Source organism: Lysinibacillus sp. GW247-5R2A, assembly GCF_059424475.1.
In genome coordinates this window covers 57459-80205 of record NZ_JBWKZL010000017.1, presented here as the reverse complement: position 1 = coordinate 80205, position 22747 = coordinate 57459, and the positions used below count along the sequence as shown (strand labels likewise).

The following is a 22747-nucleotide window of genomic DNA, read 5'->3' as shown; positions in this document are numbered from 1 at the left end:
AGCGCCGATAGAATATCGACACCAGATGGCTGCGTAGTGTTTTTTAGTGCTGTCTACTTGACAGGGGTAAGTCCAAAGTGCCTTGAATCATATATTTATTGTTTTTTACTTTTTGCCTGTCGCTCCCACTGTAGTAAAGAAGGATAAGGATCAAATGCCCATTCAGTTCTTCCATTAAATTTGTAGATGCCATAATGAAGATGAGGTGGGAATTTTCCAGATGTACCTTCTTTGCCGTAACCAGAGCTTCCGACATAGCCGAGCACAGTGCCGGGCTCCACAATTGTTCCTACTTCAATATCCTTATGATAGCTTCCAAGGTGGGCATAATAGTGATAGGAGTTATGATTATCACGAATGCCGATACGCCAGCCTCCAAATTGGTTCCAACCCTTTACTTCGACCACCCCATAGGAGGTAGATAATACAGGTGTTCCATAATTGGCAAAAATATCGGTTCCCTCATGTATACGACGTCCACCCCAACCTCTATTGGCGCCCCATGTTCCTCGATAGCTGTAAGTAGAGCGGATATTAAGTGGGAAGGTATGGGCATCAAGCTCAATGGTTTTATAATGTCTGTATAAAGTAGAGATGGTAAAAATTTGATTGACTGCTTCTTCGCTGCCATAGTACTCCCATAAGGCTAATTTAAAATCCTCATCAGTTGTTCCATATTTAGCTAAGTAACTGGCCATTGAGAAGATGACATCCTCATCATCCTTCGGGCTAGCAATTCCATCATTATTACCGTCTAGGCCCATTCCTCCAAAATAGCTAATTGTTTCGGGTTTGCTGTCTTCCTTTACAGGATTTAATGCGCCAGACCAATACTCATCAGAAAATTGAATGGACAAATAGCCATCTCGCTTAGGAATATCTTTTCGAACTGATTGTAAATTTCTCTCATATTGATCAATAGCAGCTAAAAAATGCCAAGGAATGAGCAATTCATCAAATTGTACATAATAAGACATACGCTGCTGCATAATTTCATCTTCCGTCGCCTCCTCCTTTGCAAATGAGGCAGTCGGATAAAGTGTAATTCCTAAAAGTATGAAAGTAAAAAGAAATGTAAAATGACGACGCAATGATGGACCTCCTTTCTAAAGTTTAGAATAACCGAAATTTTTATCTTCATTCCAGAAAGCTTTTTCCTGACGATTTAGACAATGTTTTCCCGGTTTTTTTGGCAATAAAAAAATCCATAATAAGAAGAAACTTCACGAAAGAAAAAGTAATCGGTATCATCATGTCATTTGCTTCATACTATGTTATAAATCAAGCCCTGAATGGAGGGAAGGCTATTAACATTTTAGATAAAGTGAAAAGCTATCGCGAAGAAGAAAATAGGCTGAAGTGGGAAGGCACATTTGCAGATTATTTAAACATCATTAGGGAAAGACCTGAAGTTGCACAAACAGCCCATTCACGCGTCTACAATATGATAAAAAGTGCTGGTGTAGAGGAACGCGATGGGCAAAAAATGTACAAATTTTTCGGACATGAAATTTTTGGGCTTGAAACAGCAATTGAAAGACTGGTGGAGGAATATTTCCATCCAGCAGCACGCAGGTTAGATGTTAGAAAGCGTATTTTATTATTAATGGGACCAGTTAGTGGTGGTAAATCAACAATTGTTACTTTATTGAAACGCGGGTTAGAGCAATATTCTCGAACAGACGAGGGTGCGGTCTACGCAATTAAGGGATGTCCCATGCATGAGGACCCATTGCATTTAATTCCACATCATTTGCGTAATGATTTCTTTGAGGAGTATGGCATAAGAATTGAAGGAAGTTTATCGCCTTTAAATACGATGCGTCTTGAAAAGGAATACGATGGACGTATTGAAAATGTGATAATTGAACGGATTTCTTTTTCAGAAGATAAACGTGTAGGGATAGGAACATTTACACCTTCTGATCCAAAATCGCAGGATATTGCCGATTTAACAGGAAGTATTGATTTCTCCACAATCGGTGAATTTGGTTCTGAATCAGATCCCCGTGCATATCGCTTTGATGGGGAGCTCAATAAAGCCAATCGAGGAATGATGGAGTTCCAAGAGATGCTGAAGCTGGATGAAAAATTCTTGTGGAATTTATTATCATTAACACAAGAGGGCAATTTCAAAGCAGGAAGATTTGCCTTAATTAGTGCGGATGAGTTAATTGTAGCTCATACAAACGAAACCGAATATCGATCCTTTATTTCTAATAAAAAGAATGAGGCATTACATTCCCGTATTATTGTTATGCCTATTCCGTATAACCTAAAGATGAGTCAGGAAGAGCATATTTATGAAAAGATGATTAAAGAGAGTGATATGTCCCATGTTCATATTGCGCCGCATGCTTTAAAGGCCGCAGCAATCTTTTCGGTTCTTACAAGATTGGAAGTTCCGAAAAAACAAGGTGTGGATCTGATTAAGAAAATGCGCTTGTACGACGGAGAAAATGTGGAGGGATTTAATTCCGTTGACTTAGAGGAGCTGAAAAAAGAGTTTCCTAATGAAGGCATGAACGGTATTGATCCGCGCTATATTATTAATCGTATTTCATCGGCTATTATCCGCAAAGAAGTGCCATCTATTAATGCATTAGATGTTTTACGAGCTTTGAAGGATGGATTGGATCAGCATGCTTCCATTTCTCAAGAGGATCGTGAGAAATACATGAACTATATTGCGGTGGCCCGCAGAGAGTACGATGATATTGCGAAAAATGAAGTACAGAAGGCTTTTGTGTACTCCTATGAAGAATCAGCGAAAACATTAATGAATAATTACCTTGATAATGTAGAGGCGTTTTGTAATAAAAATAAATTATTTGATCCGCTTACTGGGGAGGAAATGAACCCAGACGAAAAATTAATGCGTTCAATTGAAGAGCAAATTGGCATTTCGGAAAATGCTAAAAAGGCATTTCGTGAGGAAATTCTTATTCGTATTTCTGCCTATGCACGAAAAGGCAAACGTTTTGACTATAATTCTCACGAAAGATTACGAGAAGCCATTCAAAAGAAATTATTTGCCGATTTAAAAGATGTAGTGAAAATTACAACTTCATCAAAAATGCCGGACGAATCGCAACTCAAGAAGATTAATGAGGTAGTCGCAAGACTTGTTGATGAGCATGGTTATAATACAACATCTGCTAACGAGTTGCTGCAATATGTAGGAAGCCTGTTGAATCGATAAACAACTTTTATTGTTCCAAGTCAGATAGGAGTGTCCCAATTAGGGCACTCCTTTTACTATCAAAATGAGGGATTTTTCTATTGAATTTATAAAAAACGTTCAAGAAAGTACTTCTCAAGCATAGTATAGAAAAAGCGAATTTGATAGATGGGTGAGGATAAAAATGACTGAACACGAAAATAAACGCTTTGTTATCTCTCAGGAAAATTGGTCCCTCCATCGTAAAGGACACCAGGACCAACAACGACATATGGAAAAAGTGAAAGATGCGATTAAAAACAATTTACCTGATTTAGTTAGTGAAGAAAGCATTGTGATGTCTAATGGTCGCGAGGTTATTAAAATACCTATACGTTCCCTTGATGAATTTAAAATTCGATATAACTATGATAACTCTAAGCATGTAGGGCAAGGACAAGGAGATAGCAATGTTGGTGATGTAGTAGCACGAGATGGCAGTAAGGCCAATCAAGGTCAAGGTAAAGGAAAAGAGGCAGGTGACAAGCCTGGCCAAGATTATTATGAAGCCGAGGTCAGTATTGAGGAAATTCAAAATGTCTTATTCCACGAGCTAGAGCTACCTAATTTGCAGCAGAAGGAAAAGGCAGAAATCGTCACTGAAAAAATAGAATTCAATGATATTCGCAAAAAAGGGTTAATGGGTAATGTCGATAAAAAACGCACCATTTTAAATGCATTAAAACGCAATGCAATGCACGGAAATGCTGAAATTACACCTATTCATAATGATGATTTACGTTTTAAAACATGGGATGAAGTGGTAAAGCCAGAATCGAAAGCGGTAGTGCTTGCTATGATGGATACGAGTGGCTCAATGGGAGCATTTGAAAAGTATTGTGCTCGCAGTTTCTTCTTTTGGATGACAAAGTTTTTGCGTTCCAAATATGAAACAGTTGAAATTGAGTTCATTGCCCATCATACAGAAGCAAAGGTAGTTACAGAAGATGAATTTTTCACAAAGGGAGAAAGTGGAGGAACGATTTGTTCTTCGGCTTACAAAAAAGCACTGGAATTAATTAAGGAAAAATACTCTCCATCACGCTACAATATTTATCCTGTTCATTTTTCAGATGGTGAAAATATTTCAATGGATAATGAAAAGTGCTTGAAACTAGTGGCTGAATTGATGGATGTATCCAGCATGTTTGGGTATGGAGAAGTCAATCAACATAATCGTTTCTCGACACTTATGTATACCTATAAAAAAATTGATGATCCGAAATTTAGACATCATATTTTAAGAAAAAAAGGCGATGTCTATGATGCTTTAAAGAGCTTTTTTAAGAAAAATGAGGAATGATAGGGAAGATTGATTCGTATCAACGTTCAAGGGAGGGGGCGTAAAATGGACACAAAAGAGCTTCAGCGAGCAATAGATGAAATTACCGAAATTGCCTCAGGCTTTGGCTTAGATTTTTATCCAATGCGCTATGAAATTTGTCCAGCAGATATTATTTATACATTCGGCGCCTACGGAATGCCTACTCGTTTTTCCCATTGGAGCTTTGGTAAGCAATTTCATAAAATGAAGCTTCAATATGATTTAGGGCTTAGTCAAATTTATGAGCTCGTTATAAATTCTAACCCATGCTATGCATTTTTACTTGATACGAATACGTTAACGCAAAATAAATTGATTATCGCCCATGTTTTAGCACACTGTGACTTCTTTAAAAATAATGTCCGTTTCTCTAACACAAGAAGAGATATGGTAGAGAGCATGACAGCTACGGCTGAACGAATTGCTGGCTATGAAAGAGAATATGGTAAGGATGAGGTTGAGCAGTTTTTAGATGCTGTTTTAGCGATTCAGGAACATATTGATCCATCTATTTTGAGACCGAAGCTATCTTGGAGTGAGGAAGATGAGCAAGAGGAAGAAAAGGCTCCAATAAAATCGCCATATGATGATTTATGGAGCTTAGAAGAAAAAGATAAAGTGTATAAGCCAATTAGACGGAGATTAAAGCAGTTTCCACCAAAACCAGAAAAGGATCTTTTATTATTTCTAGAGGAACATAGCCGCGAGCTGGAAGATTGGCAACGAGATATATTAACAATGATGCGTGAAGAGATGCTCTATTTTTGGCCGCAATTAGAAACGAAAATAATGAATGAGGGTTGGGCCTCCTTTTGGCATCAACGAATTATGCGGGAGTTGAACCTAACAACACCAGAAACCATCGAATATGCCAAGTTAAATGCAGGAGTTGTGCAGCCCTCTAAAACATCCATTAATCCATATTACCTTGGCATTAAAATTTTTGAGGATATCGAAAATCGCTATAACAACCCGACTGATGAGATGAAGCGGTTAGGTGTACAGCCGAACACAGGACGGGAAAAAATGTTTGAAGTAAGAGAGGTTGAGTCAGATATTTCCTTTATTCGTAATTATTTATCAAAAGATTTAGCGAAGCGTGAGGATTTATATTTATTTCAAAAGAAAGGGAATGAATATCGGATTACCGACAAAGATCATGAGATGGTTCGAGACCAGCTTGTTTCAATGCGGGTTAACGGTGGATTTCCCTATATTTTAGTGAAAAATGGTGATTATTTACGGAATGGGGAGCTCTATTTAATGCATGGCTATGAAGGCATGGAGCTAGATCCTCACTATTTAGAAAATGTATTACCGTATATATATCAGCTATGGGGTCGTCCCGTGCATTTAGAAACATACGTGGATAGTAAACCGATGTTGTATTCCTATGATGGTACTAAAAACTATAAACGAAATGTTTAACAAAAAACTTCTATCTGTTGAGTGTGACAATGAACAGATAGAAGTTTTTATTTCTATTCTTCGGTTTCTTCCGCTAATAAATCATTGTCCTCTTCATGGCTTTCACTATGATTAGAGGAGGAGTGAGTATCGCTATCAGTGACTGAGCTGTCTCGTACCTTTATACCTTGCTGTTCACCAGCTTCGTTGCTATCACTCCCGGCTTTATCGCTATGGCGATTACCATCTGTAAATTGAGAATTTACATTGCGTGTATGACTGCCGTGGCTGGCATTTTGCCCACCTTGATTGGCATATGTCCCCACATCCTCATTGATTTGTCCTCCGCCTTCAGCGCGTTGCTCAAAATGGAAGTCTGTATTTCCTATATTGAATGTAAAATTGAATGTAAAATGGTTTCTAGCATGTTTTTCAGTAGAATCGTTTTCAGGTTCCTCAGGTTCATTAAATTTTCTAGAATTGAAATTTTGCATCGTATGTCCTCCTTTCGACTATTCATACTCATACTAATAAGATATTACATTTTTTTAAGTCCATTTGTACGTGTAGCCATATTCACAAGAGAGAAGCACTCGAATTTTGCTATCTATCCTATAAATTTGTTAAAATGAATGGGATTTGAATACAAGGGAACTGGAACGGTGAAGGAAAGTTGAAAACATTTAAAAAGGTTTATATAGAAATAACGAGTGTTTGTAATTTAGCATGTAGTTTTTGTCCGCCTACTGAACGTGCAAAGGGACTCATAAAGGTAGAGCAATTTAATAAAATATTGGACGAAATCCGACCACATACAAAATATATTTATTTGCATGTAAAGGGAGAGCCTCTTTTACATCCACGGATTGATCAGCTGTTGGATGCGGCTCATGCGAAAGGGTTTAAGGTTAATATTACAACGAATGGTACGTTAATTAAGAAAAACCGTGAAAAAATATTAGGGAAACCAGCATTACGTCAAATAAACTTTTCTCTACATAGCTTTGATGGACATGAAGGTTCGGAAAATAGAGAAAAATATTTAGGCGATATTTTAGACTTTGTACGGGAATCTAGAGAACACAAAACGATTATTTCCTACCGCTTATGGAATTTACAACAAGACCACGTTTCGGATGTTGCAGCACGTCGCAACCGCGAAACATTAGAAATACTAGAAAATGAGTATAATCTTGATTATCGCATTGAGGAAAAAGTAGAGCCTGGTAAGGGTGTGAAAATCGGCTCGAATATTTATTTGAATCAGGATCATGAATTTAGATGGCCAAGCTTGCTGGAGCCAGAAGATGAAGGCAAAGGCTTTTGTCACGCCCTTCGTAGTCAGGCTGCGATTCTTGTAGATGGTACTGTTGTACCCTGCTGCTTAGATGGTGAAGGGGTCATTAATTTAGGGAATGTTCATGAAAAATCGTTCTCAGAAATAGTGGATGGGGAACGTGCCAATAATCTAATCGATGGCTTTTCAAGAAGAGAGGCTGTTGAAGAGCTTTGTAGAAAATGTGGCTACCGTCAAAAGTTTGGTATGTAATTATTTATATAATTGAAGAAACAGCTCCAATGTCATTGACCATTGGGGCTGTTTTTCTTTGACTGTGAATCAATCGTATCTAAAAAATCCTTTGTAATACGAACTACATATTTAACCTCGTCTAAGTTGCGTTCTCTTAATAATGATCGATGAATGTCTAGCATGAGGTTCTTTTCCTCAATATCAGTAACGCCAGATAATTTTTGAAAATTAAAAAGCTCCTCAGGAGGGATATCTAGTGCCTTCATAAGTATTTCTAATGTACTCAAGGTTATATTAGATTGTCCGTGTTCAATATTGGAAACTCTCCCTTTACTGAAACCCAATTTCCCTGTTCTTTCGGCCACTTCTTCCTGGCTTAGCCCCTTCGATAATCTAATAATACGGAGTTGTTCACCTACTAGCTTTAAAAAATCTGACATATGATTCACCTCTATGTTAAAAGCTAGTGAAAAATAGTGGAAATGACTATACTATTATAGTGGTATAATAGAGAAAAAGTTACATTAAAATGGTACAATTTTAGAGTAGCCACTTTCCTTAGTCAAATGGCCTAATTGAAGCTTTTAGAAGTAGATCGAAAGTGAATGTTTATAGAGTAGTTCACAAAGTAGAACATAAGATTGGAGGATGAAAGCAAGGTGAAGTATTTGTTAGAAGAGGTAGCAAAAATTAAAATGGGTAAAATGGTCACGAGTGAAAAACACTTTACTAGGGATGGTATTCCTTATATAACGGAAGAAGCGTTAAAGAAATTATCGCTTGAAGATGATACTAGTCGTTTGCCAAAGGTTGATAGAACATTGAAAGAACCATATTCTTTTTCACGGGTACCCGCTCAAAGTATCCTTCTAAATAAAACGACTTTAAAGGACACGACTATATATCAATGTAAAACGGATGTATGTATTAGCCATGACATCATTGCCATCATACCGAATGAATCGATTCTAAGCAGTGACTATTTATTTCATTTTATTAAATGGTATCAGAACAATAATGAAAAATGTAATGACTATCGTTTGATGATTGAGTTACCGTCTATAGCCATTCAACATCAAGTAGTTCAAGTATTAAATGCTGTTCAACAATTATTAACGAATAAGGATTATTTAGTTACTGCGGTTAAGGAACTACCAAAGCATTTTGATAATACTTCTAGACAAGTCAAGCATCATTCCAACAGCTTATATCAAGGATTTGAGCAGTTGCATTATCTTTATATAGCTATGCTAAATCATATTTTTAATGGTGATTATTTGCATGATTTTCCAGAATATCATGCGTGTCAGAAGTTATATAGCAATTAAAATAAAGCAGTCGGTGCATAGTGGATTTAATAATCCTTGCACCGACTAATTATATTTCAATAATGATGGGTAAAATCATAGGTTTCCGTTTTGTTTGGGTAAATAAATACTGACCTACAGCTTTTTTTATTTCTCGTCTTAAGACATGTATTTGTCTACTGTCTTGCTGTAACTCGATGATGATTTCTTTGGTCAGCATGTTTACTTTATTTAATAGCTCCTCGAAATCCTTTGCAAACACAAAGCCACGAGAAATAGTATCAGGCTCTGAAATAATAGCACCGTCTGCTTTGCTAAGGGTTAAGACAATAACCAACATTCCATCCTCAGAAAGCTGCTTGCGATCACGCAGGACAATACCTTCTACTTCACCTATGCCGATTCCATCCACATACGTATCCCCAGATGGAACTTTGCGTGTTTGTCTCGCTGTCTCATTTTCAATATCCACGACATCTCCGTTTTTCATAATAAACGTATGGCCTTTTTGAACACCAACAGACTCAGCTAATAAACGGTGCTGATGCAACATACGAAATTCGCCATGAATAGGAATAAAAAATTGTGGTTTCATAAACGTCAGCATAAGTTTTAAATCTTCTTGATAGCCATGTCCCGAAACATGCATGCCCGTATGATTGGAGGAACCATATATGACTTTCGCGCCAAGCTGGAATAAATGATCAACGATGCGAGAAACGCCTTTTTCATTACCTGGAATAGGAGACGCTGCGAGAATAACCATATCATCTGGTAAAACCTTTACTTCCCGATGGTTACCATTTGCTAAACGAGCAAGTGCTGCTAACGGCTCTCCTTGACTGCCTGTACATAGAATGACTACCTCCTCTGGGGGAAGGTATTTAACTTCACGTGCATCTATTAGCAGATCATCCGGAACAAATAAATACCCTCGTTCAATCGCGACATCTACAACATTTACCATGCTACGACCTAATAAGGCTAGCTTTCGATTAGCGGCAATGGTTGCATGCACAATTTGTTGGATACGATTAACGTTTGAGGCAAAGGTTGAGATAATAATTTTGCGTTCAGCATGGAAAAAGGCCTCCTCAATATGATGCCCAACAAGTTTTTCAGAGGGCGTTAAGCCTGGCCGTTCTGCATTTGTACTTTCTGATATTAGAACGAGCACTCCTTTTGATCCGATTTCCGCCATTTTATGAATGTCTGCAAATTGGTTATTCACAGGTGTTAAGTCGAATTTGAAATCGCCCGTATGCACAACATTTCCTTCAGGTGTGGCCAGGACGATTCCTAAGCAATCGGGTATGCTATGGTTAGTTCTAAAGAAGCTTACATCAATTTCTCCCAAATGGAGTGCTGAATCAGCATGTATTTCAATTAAGTCACTTTCTCTGAGCAGCTTATGTTCCTTTAGCTTCAATTCAATCAGCCCTAAAGTGAAGCGAGTAGCATATACTGGAACGTTTAGTTTTTTTAAGAGATATGGAATGCCCCCAATGTGATCTTCATGTCCATGCGTCACAATTAAAGCCTTAACTTTTTCTTTATTTTCAAGCAGATAGGCAATATCAGGGATGATCAAATCAATACCGAGCAAGGTTTCATCTGGAAATTTTGCTCCGCAATCAATAAGAATCATATCATCTGCATATTGAACTACATACATATTCTTACCAATTTCATTAATGCCACCTAAGGCAAAAATGGATAATAACTGTTTATTTGTGGACAAAATACTCCCTCCTAAAGTTGTAACTCCATCTAATAATTACTTTAGCCATTGGTAGTATAGCTTTTAGTGTTTCATCCTATACAAAAATGATCAGGATGAACTGTAGACTACTATTTGTATTTCATGAGGAATAGAATGGAGGGGACAAAAACTTAGCACGAGAGCGTCAAGCTTCTTTCATAGTGAAGAAAAACAAAGGAGGTTTTACCCTGTCTAATTTTGTGCAACATGCAATTTTCGAGCATAGGTTTTGGCTAGAAATCATGCAAAATCATGCGCAATTTATTCATGACGCATTATATCCATCTGAACAGGATGACATTCAAAGAGCAAATAGTTTTATCCAACAATTCTCTCGGCTGCTTACCTATGTGTCATCAATTGATGGTTCCAATGCAGTCTCTTTCTCCATAACCGTTGATGACAATGTCGAGCAGTTTAAACAATTTAAACTCCATCTACTGAGACATCAATTGTCAGGAGATATTGGGATTCATTTAACACCAACATTTGTCAATCATATGGTTAATGAACTTGAAGAATATCAAAATGTGCTCAATTATTTAAAAAAAGGCGAAGTACCACCAATATTTCATGAGCTTCACCATCATTTAATTTGGCTATTGGATGCTTCAGGACATGCAGGTATTATTCAGGATGATTTAGATGGTGTCGAAAAAAGATTGAAGCAAAAGAGTAACGAGTTTGCCAAACACTTTGAACAATTTTATTTAAAGGCAGTAGAATTAACAGGTTATTTACGAACGAATATGCATTCCTTTCCTGCTTTAAGCCGGTTTAATAAGGATGTTGAGTTGGAAATGACATTATTCAAAACCTTTTTAAAAGAGTTAGAAGAGATGGAATTGAGTGCAGAGGTTTTAGGTACATTTACGGCACCTATGGCGGATCATATGTGGCGTGAAGAGCAATACTATTTAATGAAGCTCGCACAGTCAAGAGGAGAAGAATAGAAGAAGGCTATCACATTGGATAGCCTTCTTATTATGGATGAATCACTACTTCAGTTCCAATAGGAACAATACTTGCTAATTCTTCAACATCTTGATTTTGCATTCGGATACAGCCATGAGAAACAGCATGCCCAATGGAGCTAGGATCATTCGTGCCATGAATCCCGTAGTGTTCCTTCGATAAACTCATCCACATAGTTCCAAATGGGCCGCCCGGATTTGGATCTTTGTTAATAATAATAAAACTACCAACAGGTGTTTCGTGTAGCATACGTCCAACTGCTATTGGGTATTGCTTTTGAAGAGTGTTATTTCTGTAGAGACGTAGCCAACGATTTTCTGTAGAAATTTCAATACGGTATGGAATTGTCTCAGGATCAGGAAAGCCAGGTATTATAATTTGTTGACCGACGTAAAGAGTGTCTGGTTGTATGTCTGGATTGGCTGCAATAATGGAAGACAATGGTGTACGATAATCGCGGGAAATTTGAGTTAACGTTTCGCCGGGTTTAACAGTATGAATCAACGTCCATCCCTCCTTTATACAGGTTATGTTTATACTATATGCTACTTACAAATGTGGTGATGGATTATTCAGGACTTTGGATAGAATAAGCAGTAACACCGTATTGTTAAGGAGCATATATCATGAGAGAATTTAAAATTACGTATTTTTTTGATGAAATACATTATGTCAGAAGGTTTATCTTTATCGAGTCGCAGCAAGAAGCAGAAAAATTGGTAAAGAGTGAACGAGATCAATATATCTCCTTTACAGATAGCAGAGGCATTTATCATGAATTGCATACTAGGCATGTACGTGTCATTCAAATTTCTGAATACCATCGCATCGATAAAAGTGCTAAAAGGAAAGACACATAATCTGTTCATCATTACACACATTAAAGAAGAAAGGAGTGTGGCATGATGGACAAAGAACAAATACCACATGAAAAGAAAATATTTATGAATTTAAGTAGTAAAGACAAACCTGACATGGTTGAATCAGATACAATTAGTCTTTTTGATTTGCATGAGGATATGCAAACTGTTGATGCCATCCCTATTGAGGAACTCAATAAGAGAGTGGGAAGAGAAGGCGATGAATTGATTGAATTACAGCCGGATGAATTGTAGGGGGGAGCAAACAATGAATAGAGAAAGTGGAGAAGCTCCATTCACAGTTTCGGGCACAGATATTCATGAAGTGAAGCAGAAAAATGCCGAGGCAGGATTATCCTACAATGAGGTAAAAGCATTATTGGCTAAACAAGGTGGACATGGGACGGCTATATATAGTGACACCAATATAGATGAAGTGAAACAAGAAATTCACAAGCATCAATAGTGACTGGGGAGGAGTAAGGTCTTGAGTGCTCTTCCTTTTTTCCTTTACAATGAAGGAAAAGAAAGGGGGGTCCAAGACTATGTCGGAAAAGAGATGCCCAAGATGTGGGAAAGAAAATCATTGTGGAGTCGCCAAAGGGGAAAAAGAATGTTGGTGTATGACACAGAACTTTCCAGAGCAATTGTTAAATATGACCAAGACGAATACATGTATTTGTCAAGCATGCCTAGATACATATAAAGAAGAGTCCATATAACTTATACCTATCATGATGTTCCTGTAAAAATTGCGCAATTGGTACAATTGTCTATCGCACAACAACCTAGCGGGCATACATTACTCTGAAAGGAGTGTGTCTAATGGCTAGACCTATTGAACTTAGTAATGTCACACAGATATATTTAGAGGAATATCAACGCATCCTCAAAAAGATGATGCAGGGCATGACCTATGTAACCATTACTTGTAGTATTTCTGAAAATTTTATAAAGCAAATCATCCCATATCAAATAGCAGCAATTCAAATGTCAGAAAATGTTTTACGCTTCACGACAAATATTCCTGTACAAAATCTTGCATTAGAAATCATCCGAACACATACAGAAATGCTTGAAAGTCTTGAAGCACTACAAAATAGATGCTGTGTTGTACAAAATTCAGAGTATGAATTATACGAGTATATGTGTGCTTATAAAGAAATTACGGAAGCTATGTTTAATGCAATGTGTGCACCACCAGTTTCCAATAGCATTAACATCAACTACTTAAGGGAAATGATTGTCCATCATCAGGGAGGAATTCGATTAGCACAAAATGTACTGAGATTTTGTATTTGCCAAGAACTAATCCCAATTCTAAAATGCATGATTCAAACGCTTTGTGAGCAGCTAGAGGCGATGGAAAAGTTACTGGATAGTTTACAAAATTGCGATTGCGAGTGCTAGTAGTAACTAACTGTTTTTATAGGAAGAAGGCGCTAAGATCAATCATGGTTTTAGCGCTTTTTCTGCGTGGAAATAGTGTTTATCAAAGAAAAATGTCAATAAAGTGGACAAGTAAATAAGATAGTGTAAAGAATTTTTTGAGCATCTATTTTTGTCTTTCTGTTGTTGGTAAAATATATATGTTTTATTAGATGAAGGTAATGAAGGAAATTCAATTAGTCGTTTTCAAATAGTAGTTTCTACATGCATGTACTTTAGACAAATGGGAGTGGTTATTGTGTTCAAAAGGAAGAAGATTAATCAGAATTATGATTATTTCTCAGCCGCCAAAAATTCTGACATTGAGGCGAATGAGCGCTTTAAAGAAAAATTGGACTTTTTAGCGCTATCAAGAATTAGGAGAGAATCTGTAGGGTTCTTACGTAAAATTTATGAAAACAATCGACAGCATATACTCGATAATTTTTATGATCGCTTGCTGGAAATACCAGAATTTAATCAAGTAATTCATACACATTCAACAGTGGAACGTTTAAAAGGGTTATTCGATTCACACTTTATAAGTCTGTTTGACGATGAATTAGATTTAGATTATGTATTTAAGCGACGTAAAATAGCATATATACATGCACGAATAGGCGTATTACCGAACTGGATGATTTCTGCCTATACATTAATTAATCAGTTGATTATTCCATTAATAGTAAAAGAATTATCACGTGATCAAGAGAAGATGCTGGATGTCCTATTGTCGTATGATAGCCTAGTAACAATCGATCAGCAAATTATATTAGAAACCTATATAGAAATACAAGCTGGTTCCGTAGTGAATGGATTAGGTGAAATCATTACGTATAACACACAATTGGATACGGTGAAGGAACTCATCGAATTTCAAGAAATACAGCAGCAGGAAATCATTGCAGCAGATCAATCGATGCATGAGCTAGATGAAAGCATTGAAGATATTGCCACATCTGTAGGCGATATTTCAGAGCAAACAAAGCTTGCTTTAAAAAAATTAAACCAGGATTTAGATTCGTTACACCAAGTATCCACGATCTTACAAACAACAGATGAAGGACATAAATCCATGCAGGAGGATATTAAACATCTCGTTGAACGTGTAAATAGTGTAGCGAAGCTGATGGAATTGATTCAAAGAATTGCAGATCAAACGAACTTATTAGCTTTAAATGCATCGATTGAAGCAGCCCGTGCGGGGGAAGCAGGGAAGGGCTTTGCAGTCGTCGCTGAAGAGGTTCGGAAGCTTGCCGATGATACAAGTACATCTGTCAAATTCATACATACAGATATTCAGGAGCTACTACATATTACTAATAATATTAGCTCTTTAACGACTCAATTTTCACAAGACTTACATCAAGGTGTTACGGATACACTACATATCACTCAAACACTTGCTGAGTTAAATAAAAATTTACAGCAGCAAGGGGCTCGCTTTGAGGAAATAGCTACAACAACCAAGGTACAAGCTCAATCCGCTACAACGATTTCTGAACGCAACCATACAATTACAGAAAGTATGCAAAAAAGTAAAGTCATTGTTTTTGATATGGGCTCTGCTATTTATAAATTAAGTAAAATGATTGATGGATATCGTTCTTCAACGATTTCTAAAAACTTTATTATTAGCCAAGAGGATATCATTGAATTAGCCATTACCGACCATTTATTATGGCGCTGGAAAATTTATAATTTACTGCTAGGCTTTGAAACGATGACAGAGCAAGATGTAGGCTCGCCAAAAGAATCGCGTCTTGGCGAATGGTATTATGGCACTGGCAAAAAGCTATTAGGTGATGAACGTGCGTATGTAGAATTAGAACAGCCATTTATTCATGTCCATGAAATTGCTAAAAAAGCAGTGCGTGAATATAATGCAGGACGTAAAAATGAGGCAGAAAAATATTTGAAGGAGATTTCGGAAGAATCCTTTGTAGTCATTGACAAACTGAAAGCGTTAAAGGAAATTCTATTGGAAGGAAAAAAACAATATATTCATTAAAAACGGGGAGCAAGCTAAGAGCAGATTAGCTTGCTCTTTTTTATGTGTAAGACACTGTTCCTTCATCAACAGAAGGTACACACATAAAGGTTACGGTCCGCTTCTCACTATCATACAGACACCATTCACGGTGATCGACAACGGAGCCAACATTTACACCGTATTGTTTATTTTGTAAGACAATGGGCTGTCCGTAGCGGATACGAATCGGTAATTTTTTCTGCTGGTGATAAAGACCTGATTCATGACTATGACCAAAGAAGAACAATGGCTTTTGAAAGGATGGGAATGTTGGCTGCCAGCTTACACTCCATTTAAATTGATGCCCATGCATAAGTGTGGCGCCATCAATCTCCATTGTTTCAGGTAACGCCCTAAAGCGCTCAATGCCCGTCACCTGTGTAATACGCTCTTCTTGATTGCCCCGTATAGAGGGGAAGGTTAACAGTTCCTCAAATTTACTTTCAACGATCGCTGCTCTTTGTAAAGATAACCCAGACATCGTTTGGGCTTTTTTCTTACTAATCGTGCATTCATATAAATCACCTAATCCAATGATTTTTGCTTCCTTTGCTGTCTGCTGAATATGAGTGAGAACAGCTTTCGTATCTTCTATATTAGAATGTAAATCTCCTAAAAGTGCATATAGCATGCAAACCCGGCCTTTCCTATAAATAATCGTATAAATATCATACACCTAATAGAAATTGCTAGAAAAGTAAAACGTCTAAGAATATTTCGTTAGTTCGCCTACATATTTTGAATGTATGGAAAAATTGCCAAGGAATTCAATGCTTGATAAAATAAAATCATAATTTTCTGAAATTTTAGCATTCTAGTAATTTGCCATTGATGATAATTCTATCTAGCAGTAAAAAATGAATTTTTGGAGGGCTTATAATGACGATGTACATGACGGATATTCTTGAAAAGTATGCTGTGCAACAGCCTAGTGAAATGGCGACCGTATATGATGGGAAAAAGCTAAGTTATCGTGAGTTTTATATTTGTGTCGAAAGATTTGCAGCTTATTTACAGGAGCAAAATTATAAAAAGGACGATGTCATTGCACTCTATACACTCAATTCAGATTTATTTTTAATTGCTTATTTAGGCGTGCAATTAGCTGGCTACGTAGCTATGCCCATTAATACTAAATTAGCAGCTCCTGAGGTTGAATTTATTTTTAATCATTCACAAGCTAAGGGACTCATTTATGATGAAAGATTAGCTGAAGCACTAGAGGATGTATCCTATTCATTCCAACATGTTATTGGATTTCAAGCTATGAATGATATCTTTAACAATACTAATTTAGTAAGAGCTGTAGTACAGTTGGAGGCCCATGATACTGCGGTTATTATGTATACTTCAGGTACAACTGGTAAACCAAAAGGCGTGATGCTAACTCATGAAAATATTGTGGCTACAGCCGATATTTGGTCATCTTCCATGAAAATGTCTAACAAGGACAAGATGTTTATTTGTACACCATTATTTCACTGTGCAGGACTGCATGTTTTTGCCATGCCGATGTTTTATCAGGGCGGAACAGTCGTGATAGAAGAAGCCTTTTCACCAACCAAAACATTGGCACAGATTGCAGTAACAGAGGCAACCATCTTCTTTGGTGTTCCATCCATGTATACGATCATTTTAAATACGCCAGGATTTAAGGAACATAGCTTTAGCCATTTGCGTTTATTATGTTACGGGGCTGCCCCAATGCCCTATGAGCTTGTTAAACAAGTGAAAGAGGCGTTTTCAAATGTGAACGTACAAAATTTATATGGTCAAACAGAAAATACTCCTGCAGCCACATCTTTATTAGATTCAGATGCCTTAACGAAAATAGGCTCCGTTGGGAAGCCATTAGGGCAGACAGAGGTTCGAGTAGTTGATAGTGAAGGTAAGCCGGTTCCCGCTGGTGAAGTAGGCGAGATATGTGTAAGGGGACCACAGGTGATGAAGGGCTATTTACGTAATCCTGAAGAAACAGCTAGAACGATTATAGATGGTTGGCTTTATTCAGGAGATTTAGGACGTTTTGATGAGGAAGGCTATTTATATATTGTTGATCGGAAAAAAGATATGATCATCCGAGGCGGTGAAAATATTTACCCTATTGAAGTGGAAGAAGTATTGTATCAATTACCTGAAATTTTAGAGGCAGCAGTGGTTGGATTACCGCATGAAGTGTATGGAGAGGTGCCTAAAGCCTTTGTCGTATTTAAGGAAGGTAAGTCACTCGATGAGGAACACATTTTATCCTATTGTCAATCACAGCTTGCCAAATATAAAGTACCGTATGAAATAGAATGTTTAACTGAACTGCCACGCAATGCTTCTGGTAAAGTTCTAAAGCATACATTACGATCAAAAGTAAGTACAATTTGAGAAAAATTATGGACTGTTAACTTTCCTCAAAGCTTCGTTTATCGATGCAAAAAAAATTCTTTGACACAAGATAAAATAGGAACCTCTTTCAAAGTATCGTATAATAAAGTCTACGACAAATTAAATTAAAAGAATGGAGAAGGGGTGACCCTTCGATTTAGAATAGGAGCGGAATTTGTCTTGTGGACGGGGTATAAACGCCTTTTACTTATCGGCATGTTAATCATAATGTTACTTTCTAGCTGTCAGCCATTTTCACAGCAAGATGCGGAAAATAAAAATCAATTAACAGTATTAACAGTAGAATTTAATAGTGGTGCACCAATTGCTAATCTTTATATCACGGTCACAGATGTACAGACAGGTAATGTTGTAGAAGAAGCTATTGGTTCGGAAGAGGGAGAAGCTATATTTTCGAAGCTCAAAGAGGGGCGGGAATATGCTGTTGCGGCAACGACTCTTGAAAATAGTGCGGCAAATGATGGCTATACAACCATCGAAAATTTTACGTATGATACGACAAAACCATACTTCCGATTGCAGACCCATTTTACAAGAGACGAACAAGAGCTAGACGTTCCTGTGGTGATGCAACATCCTGAGCTTCCACATGGCTGTGAAATAACTTCACTCACAGCCGTATTAAATTACTATGGAATGAATGTGTCAAAGCTTGAAATGGCTGATAACTATTTACCAAAGCAAGAAATACGTATTGTAGGTAATCAACGTTTTGGACCAAATCCAAATGAGGCTTTTGCAGGTAATCCTCGTGATAAAGCTCATGGTATGTATGTATTTGCTGCTCCAATTGTCAAGGCAGCGGAGGCAGCGATTGCAGATAAACAAGCTGATTTACGTGTGACAGATATGAGAAATGCCTCACAGGAAGATATTTTACAGCTTGTTCGTGAGGGAGTTCCCGTCGTGACATGGGTGACGCTGGATTTATCGAAGCCTAAAAAAAATGCTGATAGAGGCTGGACTTATAATGGAGCGACTACTTCGCAGGACGCTTTTATGAATTTACACGCTGTTGTGTTAACTGGATATTTAGGCGATAAGGTAGTAGTAATGGACCCGTTAAAGGGCTATGTCACTTATAATGTGGACCAGTTCTTTAAAAGCTATCATGAATTAGGTGAACAGGCAGTAGCTGTACATAAATAAACTAGCTAGTAGGAAGTATGTTACACTAATAAAAACGTAAAAAGTGAGTTGAGTAGAATGGCCATTGAGCACGCTTTTTTACCAGTTTTACTAGGCGATGAAATGAATGCTTATGGCATGGCCAGAGCATTTTACGAAGCCTATGGTGTGAAGCCACTTGCATTAAATCATACGAATATGGAAAAAATTCAACAAAGTGATTTACTGACCTTCCGTGAAGTGCCGAGACTTCATATAGAAGAACGATTTGTGACAGCGCTAAAGGCAATTGTGCAGGAATTTTCAGAGAAAAAATTACTGCTATTAGCCTGTGATGAATTTTATGTTAAAAAAATCGTAGAACATAAAGATGAATTGAAAGAGGATTTTTTAGTTCCTTATGTAGATGCTACTCTTGCACATCAGCTACTAACTCGTGAAAGTATGTATGAGCTGTGTGCACAATTTGGTTTTCAATACCCAGCCATGCATGTATGCACAGTTAATGATTATGAAGAGTACGACATGTCATTTGACTATCCAATTGTCATTAAGCCGATGAATATGACAAAGTATGCCACATGTATTTTTCCTGGAAAGAAAAAAGTATATATTGCACATGATAAGGAAGAAAAGGATAGCATATTACATGCTATTTATAAGGAATCAGCCTATAGAGATGATCTTATGATGCAGCAATATATTCCTGGAGAAGATGCGAATATGTGTGTTGTTAATGCTTATGTAGGACAAGATGGGAAGGCAAAGCTACTTGCTGTGGGAAATCCGATTCTAGAAGAGCATTCACCAGAGGGGATTGGTCGTTATGTGGCTATTATGACAGCCTATAATCCGGCTTTAATGGAAAATGTGAAGACATTTCTAGAAGCCATTCAATTCCATGGATTTGCTACATTTGATATGAAATATGATGAGCGTGATGGACACTATAAATTGTTAAGTATCGAATTACATAATGAGCTTTCCAATTATTATGTGACCGCTAGTGGCTATAACCTTATGCAATATGTGGCAGACGATTATGTTCGAGGAAGTAAACAGCCACTAACATACGTGCAAAATAAACATCTTTGGACAATCGTACCAAATGGTGTCCTTTTCAAATACGTACAAAACGAACAACTTATTATTGAAGCAAAAAGTCTAATTCGACAAGGAATGGCGACAGATTCTATTTTTAATTATAAGGATATGAATGCCAAACGTTGGTTGAATGTAACCGTTGATAATTTAAATTTTTATCGCAAATATAAGAAATATTTTAATAACAAAGGTCTGTCTAACTCATGAAAAAACAAACTTTAGGTATAATAGGTGGAGTTGGTCCACTAGCAACGATGTTTATTGGTGAAATGATTGTAAGACGTACAAAGGCGCAAAAAGATCAGGAGCATTTACATACCATTATTGATAATGATACAAATATCCCTGACCGTACGGCTTTTATTTTAGATAATACGAAAGAAAACCCAGTGCCTGTTATAATTGAGGATGCAAAAAAGTTGGCTTCTGTAGGAGCTGATATGATTGCCATTCCGTGTAATACGGCTCATACTTTTTATGACGAGATTCAGGAAGGCTCCCCGATTCCTGTTTTGCATATGATTCGTGAAACGGCGAAGCGTGCATCTGAATTGGGAGCAGAGCGTGTTGGTATATTAGCGACAACAGGTACATTGACTTCACGCATGTACCAAGATGCGTTAGAAGAATATGGCATTACACCGGTTGTACCAGATAATGAGATGAGATCCTATGTGATGACCATTATTTACGATTATGTTAAAGCTGGTAAGAATGTCACACAGGATGATTGGCAACCAATTGAAGATGCCATGCTAGCTCTAAACTGTGATCGTCTCGTATTGGGTTGTACGGAGCTATCTATTGTCAATCGAGATTTAAAATTAAGTAATATATATATTGATTCACTAATCGTTTTAGCAGAGTGTGCGATTTTAGCATGTGGTTATGAGCTAATCGATTAGGAATCTATAGAAAGAATCTGCTTGCTTTACATGGGTAGGCTGTAAGTCTTCAAAAAATTGTGGACGGGCTTACATTTCCATGTGTGGAGTTAGGCAGATTTTTTATGGATGAAAGTTTCACTAGGTGAAACGATTAGACAAAGGTTTGCGTACATATAAAGTAGGAAGCTACCGAGTGTGTTAAACTAGTGTCAAGCAGATAGAAGGTGGGAAATAACATGTCAGTAATCAATTTATTAAAAGAAGAATTACAAGCAAAATGGAACTTTGAAGCAACTATGAAAATTCAAGAGGAAATGATACCAGCGATGCTTGAAGGAAAGGATATCGTAGCGGAATCACCTACTGGTTCTGGTAAAACGTTAGCGTATGTTTTACCATTGCTGAACAAAGTAAACGGGGCGAAAAAGCAAACACAAGGTCTTATCGTAGCTCCATCACAAGAGCTAGCCATGCAAATTGTAGAAGTTATCCGTGAGTGGACGGCAGGTACGGATATTACGGTTCAGCAGCTTATTGGTGGGGCCAATTCCGCTCGTCAAATTGAAAAATTAAAGAAAAAGCCAACGATTGTTGTTGGAACACCTGGTCGTTTAAATGAATTAGCACGTGCAGGTAAATTAAAGCTTAAGGAAATTGAAACAGTTGTTTTAGATGAATGTGATCAATTACTAAGTCGTGAATACCGTGTTGTCATTAAATCCTTTATTGAAGGTTCTGCCTTCGGACGACAAGTTGTAGTTGTTTCAGCTACTATTACAGAGGAAATTGAATTAGTGGCAAGTCGCATGATGTTTGAGCCAGTTCGTTTTAAAATTAAGCCCGAGGATATGCTAAAGGTTGGTAAAGTAATCCACTCGTTTGTGAAGGTGGAAGAACGTGATAAAACAGAGTTCCTTCGCCGTTTATCGCATACAGAAGGTTTGAGAGCATTAGCTTTCGTCAATAATATTGATCAATTATTAATGAAAGAAACGAAGCTACAGTATCGCTCTGCACCAATCGTGACACTACATTCTGACATGAAAAAGGAAGAACGTAAAAAGGCTTTAGATGCTTTCCGCAAAGGGGAAGCACGTATTTTAATCGCGACAGATATTGCTGCACGTGGTTTAGATATTGCCGGTTTAACACATGTTATTCATGTTGACGTTCCACGAACAATTGAGCAGTATTTACACCGTTCGGGTCGTACAGGTCGTGCAGGTGCAGATGGTGAAGTATTAACATTACTATCTTATCAAGACGAGAAAACCTATAAAAAATGGACAAGAGAAGTTCCTGGTAAGCCAGTGCAGAAAATATGGCATGATGGTAAGCTAATGGAAGGTAATTCTAAAACAATTGGACAAAAGCGAGGGAAATAA

General features: G+C 37.3%; 23 protein-coding genes. 17 read left to right on the top strand and 6 right to left on the bottom strand.

Annotation, left to right across the window (positions count from 1 at the left end):
• Window positions 1-95 precede the first annotated feature (95 nt).
• Window positions 96-1091 carry a M23 family metallopeptidase gene (locus AC07YC_RS21170; protein WP_336637038.1) on the bottom strand — a complete coding sequence of 332 codons (996 nt, stop codon included), beginning with the start codon at window positions 1089-1091 and terminating at the stop codon, window positions 96-98.
• A 215-nt stretch (window positions 1092-1306) separates the two neighbouring features.
• Here AC07YC_RS21170 and AC07YC_RS21165 point away from each other — a divergent pair, with 215 nt between their 5' ends.
• From AC07YC_RS21165 to AC07YC_RS21155, 3 genes are all read left to right on the top strand, one after another.
• Window positions 1307-3202: a PrkA family serine protein kinase gene (locus AC07YC_RS21165; RefSeq protein WP_402796815.1), complete on the top strand. Its 1896-nt coding sequence runs from the start codon at window positions 1307-1309 to the stop codon at window positions 3200-3202.
• Between the two features lie 163 nt (window positions 3203-3365).
• Complete coding sequence (gene yhbH / locus AC07YC_RS21160; RefSeq protein ID WP_336637040.1) at window positions 3366-4523, top strand: sporulation protein YhbH; 1158 nt, start codon at window positions 3366-3368, stop codon at window positions 4521-4523.
• 45 nt (window positions 4524-4568) lie between these two features.
• Window positions 4569-5972 carry a SpoVR family protein gene (locus tag AC07YC_RS21155; RefSeq protein ID WP_036225601.1) on the top strand — a complete coding sequence of 468 codons (1404 nt, stop codon included), beginning with the start codon at window positions 4569-4571 and terminating at the stop codon, window positions 5970-5972.
• Window positions 5973-6025: 53 nt separating this feature from the next.
• On the opposite strand, the gene AC07YC_RS21150 is transcribed toward AC07YC_RS21155, so the two are convergent.
• A complete protein-coding gene (locus AC07YC_RS21150) occupies window positions 6026-6445 on the bottom strand; it encodes a hypothetical protein (protein WP_336637041.1) in 420 nt (139 codons plus the stop codon).
• Between the two features lie 179 nt (window positions 6446-6624).
• Between AC07YC_RS21150 and AC07YC_RS21145 the strand changes: the two genes are divergently transcribed.
• The gene (locus tag AC07YC_RS21145; RefSeq protein WP_336637042.1) at window positions 6625-7500 is read left to right on the top strand and encodes a radical SAM/SPASM domain-containing protein; all 876 of its coding nucleotides are present in this window, start codon (window positions 6625-6627) and stop codon (window positions 7498-7500) included.
• A 32-nt stretch (window positions 7501-7532) separates the two neighbouring features.
• Here AC07YC_RS21145 and AC07YC_RS21140 read toward each other — a convergent pair whose 3' ends face one another.
• Window positions 7533-7922, bottom strand: coding sequence for a helix-turn-helix domain-containing protein (locus AC07YC_RS21140; protein ID WP_025115796.1), 390 nt, complete (start codon window positions 7920-7922; stop codon window positions 7533-7535).
• A 219-nt stretch (window positions 7923-8141) separates the two neighbouring features.
• On the opposite strand from AC07YC_RS21140, the gene AC07YC_RS21135 reads away from it, so the two are divergent.
• Window positions 8142-8810 (top strand): restriction endonuclease subunit S, encoded by a 669-nt coding sequence (locus AC07YC_RS21135; protein ID WP_494920358.1) that lies wholly within the window; start codon window positions 8142-8144, stop codon window positions 8808-8810.
• A 49-nt stretch (window positions 8811-8859) separates the two neighbouring features.
• On the opposite strand, the gene AC07YC_RS21130 is transcribed toward AC07YC_RS21135, so the two are convergent.
• Window positions 8860-10530 carry a ribonuclease J gene (locus AC07YC_RS21130; protein WP_494920357.1) on the bottom strand — a complete coding sequence of 557 codons (1671 nt, stop codon included), beginning with the start codon at window positions 10528-10530 and terminating at the stop codon, window positions 8860-8862.
• A 209-nt stretch (window positions 10531-10739) separates the two neighbouring features.
• Between AC07YC_RS21130 and AC07YC_RS21125 the strand changes: the two genes are divergently transcribed.
• Window positions 10740-11504 carry a DUF2935 domain-containing protein gene (locus AC07YC_RS21125; RefSeq protein WP_494920361.1) on the top strand — a complete coding sequence of 255 codons (765 nt, stop codon included), beginning with the start codon at window positions 10740-10742 and terminating at the stop codon, window positions 11502-11504.
• Between the two features lie 31 nt (window positions 11505-11535).
• On the opposite strand, the gene AC07YC_RS21120 is transcribed toward AC07YC_RS21125, so the two are convergent.
• Window positions 11536-12030, bottom strand: a complete 495-nt coding sequence (locus AC07YC_RS21120) for a L,D-transpeptidase family protein (RefSeq protein WP_336637045.1) — start codon at window positions 12028-12030, stop codon at window positions 11536-11538.
• 122 nt (window positions 12031-12152) lie between these two features.
• On the opposite strand from AC07YC_RS21120, the gene AC07YC_RS21115 reads away from it, so the two are divergent.
• The 6 genes from AC07YC_RS21115 (at window position 12153) to AC07YC_RS21090 (ending at window position 15825) form a co-directional block, all read left to right on the top strand.
• Window positions 12153-12386 carry a hypothetical protein gene (locus AC07YC_RS21115; protein ID WP_025115800.1) on the top strand — a complete coding sequence of 78 codons (234 nt, stop codon included), beginning with the start codon at window positions 12153-12155 and terminating at the stop codon, window positions 12384-12386.
• Window positions 12387-12428: 42 nt separating this feature from the next.
• Window positions 12429-12641 carry a YczO family protein gene (locus tag AC07YC_RS21110; protein ID WP_008173594.1) on the top strand — a complete coding sequence of 71 codons (213 nt, stop codon included), beginning with the start codon at window positions 12429-12431 and terminating at the stop codon, window positions 12639-12641.
• 13 nt (window positions 12642-12654) lie between these two features.
• Window positions 12655-12852, top strand: a complete 198-nt coding sequence (locus tag AC07YC_RS21105) for a hypothetical protein (RefSeq protein WP_008173593.1) — start codon at window positions 12655-12657, stop codon at window positions 12850-12852.
• Window positions 12853-12901: 49 nt separating this feature from the next.
• A complete protein-coding gene (locus tag AC07YC_RS21100; RefSeq protein ID WP_494920356.1) occupies window positions 12902-13108 on the top strand; it encodes a cysteine-rich CWC family protein in 207 nt (68 codons plus the stop codon).
• A 103-nt stretch (window positions 13109-13211) separates the two neighbouring features.
• Window positions 13212-13796 carry a DUF305 domain-containing protein gene (locus AC07YC_RS21095; protein WP_008173590.1) on the top strand — a complete coding sequence of 195 codons (585 nt, stop codon included), beginning with the start codon at window positions 13212-13214 and terminating at the stop codon, window positions 13794-13796.
• Between the two features lie 277 nt (window positions 13797-14073).
• Entirely contained in the window at window positions 14074-15825 is a 1752-nt protein-coding gene (locus tag AC07YC_RS21090; RefSeq protein ID WP_494920355.1) for a methyl-accepting chemotaxis protein, read from the top strand.
• Window positions 15826-15865: 40 nt separating this feature from the next.
• Here the strand turns inward: AC07YC_RS21090 and AC07YC_RS21085 are convergent, their stop codons facing one another.
• A complete protein-coding gene (locus AC07YC_RS21085) occupies window positions 15866-16477 on the bottom strand; it encodes a metallophosphoesterase family protein (protein ID WP_336636903.1) in 612 nt (203 codons plus the stop codon).
• 248 nt (window positions 16478-16725) lie between these two features.
• On the opposite strand from AC07YC_RS21085, the gene AC07YC_RS21080 reads away from it, so the two are divergent.
• The 5 genes from AC07YC_RS21080 to AC07YC_RS21060 all read left to right on the top strand — a co-directional run bounded on the left by AC07YC_RS21080 (window position 16726) and on the right by AC07YC_RS21060 (window position 22747).
• A complete protein-coding gene (locus AC07YC_RS21080; RefSeq protein WP_494920354.1) occupies window positions 16726-18222 on the top strand; it encodes a class I adenylate-forming enzyme family protein in 1497 nt (498 codons plus the stop codon).
• Between the two features lie 216 nt (window positions 18223-18438).
• Window positions 18439-19392, top strand: coding sequence for a C39 family peptidase (locus tag AC07YC_RS21075; protein WP_494920353.1), 954 nt, complete (start codon window positions 18439-18441; stop codon window positions 19390-19392).
• Between the two features lie 57 nt (window positions 19393-19449).
• On the top strand, window positions 19450-20682 hold the full coding sequence (locus AC07YC_RS21070; RefSeq protein ID WP_494920352.1) for a carboxylate--amine ligase: 1233 nt from the start codon (window positions 19450-19452) through the stop codon (window positions 20680-20682).
• Complete coding sequence (gene cuyB, locus AC07YC_RS21065; protein WP_494920351.1) at window positions 20679-21380, top strand: cysteate racemase; 702 nt, start codon at window positions 20679-20681, stop codon at window positions 21378-21380. Before AC07YC_RS21070 ends, cuyB begins: the two co-directional genes overlap by 4 nt.
• Window positions 21381-21598: 218 nt before the next feature.
• Window positions 21599-22747, top strand: a complete 1149-nt coding sequence (locus AC07YC_RS21060) for a DEAD/DEAH box helicase (RefSeq protein ID WP_494920350.1) — start codon at window positions 21599-21601, stop codon at window positions 22745-22747.

Excerpts from the sequence above, each read along its gene's own strand:
- AC07YC_RS21095 (WP_008173590.1), top strand. The coding sequence starts at position 13,212 with ATGGCTAGACCTATTGAACTTAGTAATGTCACACAGATATATTTAGAG.
- AC07YC_RS21085 (WP_336636903.1), bottom strand. The coding sequence starts at position 16,477 with ATGCTATATGCACTTTTAGGAGATTTACATTCTAATATAGAAGATACG.
- cuyB (WP_494920351.1), top strand. The coding sequence starts at position 20,679 with ATGAAAAAACAAACTTTAGGTATAATAGGTGGAGTTGGTCCACTAGCA.
- AC07YC_RS21080 (WP_494920354.1), top strand. The coding sequence starts at position 16,726 with ATGACGATGTACATGACGGATATTCTTGAAAAGTATGCTGTGCAACAG.
- AC07YC_RS21070 (WP_494920352.1), top strand. The coding sequence starts at position 19,450 with ATGGCCATTGAGCACGCTTTTTTACCAGTTTTACTAGGCGATGAAATG.
- AC07YC_RS21140 (WP_025115796.1), bottom strand. The coding sequence starts at position 7,922 with ATGTCAGATTTTTTAAAGCTAGTAGGTGAACAACTCCGTATTATTAGA.
- AC07YC_RS21110 (WP_008173594.1), top strand. The coding sequence starts at position 12,429 with ATGATGGACAAAGAACAAATACCACATGAAAAGAAAATATTTATGAAT.
- AC07YC_RS21105 (WP_008173593.1), top strand. The coding sequence starts at position 12,655 with ATGAATAGAGAAAGTGGAGAAGCTCCATTCACAGTTTCGGGCACAGAT.
- AC07YC_RS21155 (WP_036225601.1), top strand. The coding sequence starts at position 4,569 with ATGGACACAAAAGAGCTTCAGCGAGCAATAGATGAAATTACCGAAATT.
- AC07YC_RS21060 (WP_494920350.1), top strand. The coding sequence starts at position 21,599 with ATGTCAGTAATCAATTTATTAAAAGAAGAATTACAAGCAAAATGGAAC.
- AC07YC_RS21075 (WP_494920353.1), top strand. The coding sequence starts at position 18,439 with ATGTTAATCATAATGTTACTTTCTAGCTGTCAGCCATTTTCACAGCAA.
- AC07YC_RS21150 (WP_336637041.1), bottom strand. The coding sequence starts at position 6,445 with ATGCAAAATTTCAATTCTAGAAAATTTAATGAACCTGAGGAACCTGAA.
- AC07YC_RS21115 (WP_025115800.1), top strand. The coding sequence starts at position 12,153 with ATGAGAGAATTTAAAATTACGTATTTTTTTGATGAAATACATTATGTC.
- yhbH (WP_336637040.1), top strand. The coding sequence starts at position 3,366 with ATGACTGAACACGAAAATAAACGCTTTGTTATCTCTCAGGAAAATTGG.
- AC07YC_RS21100 (WP_494920356.1), top strand. The coding sequence starts at position 12,902 with ATGAAGGAAAAGAAAGGGGGGTCCAAGACTATGTCGGAAAAGAGATGC.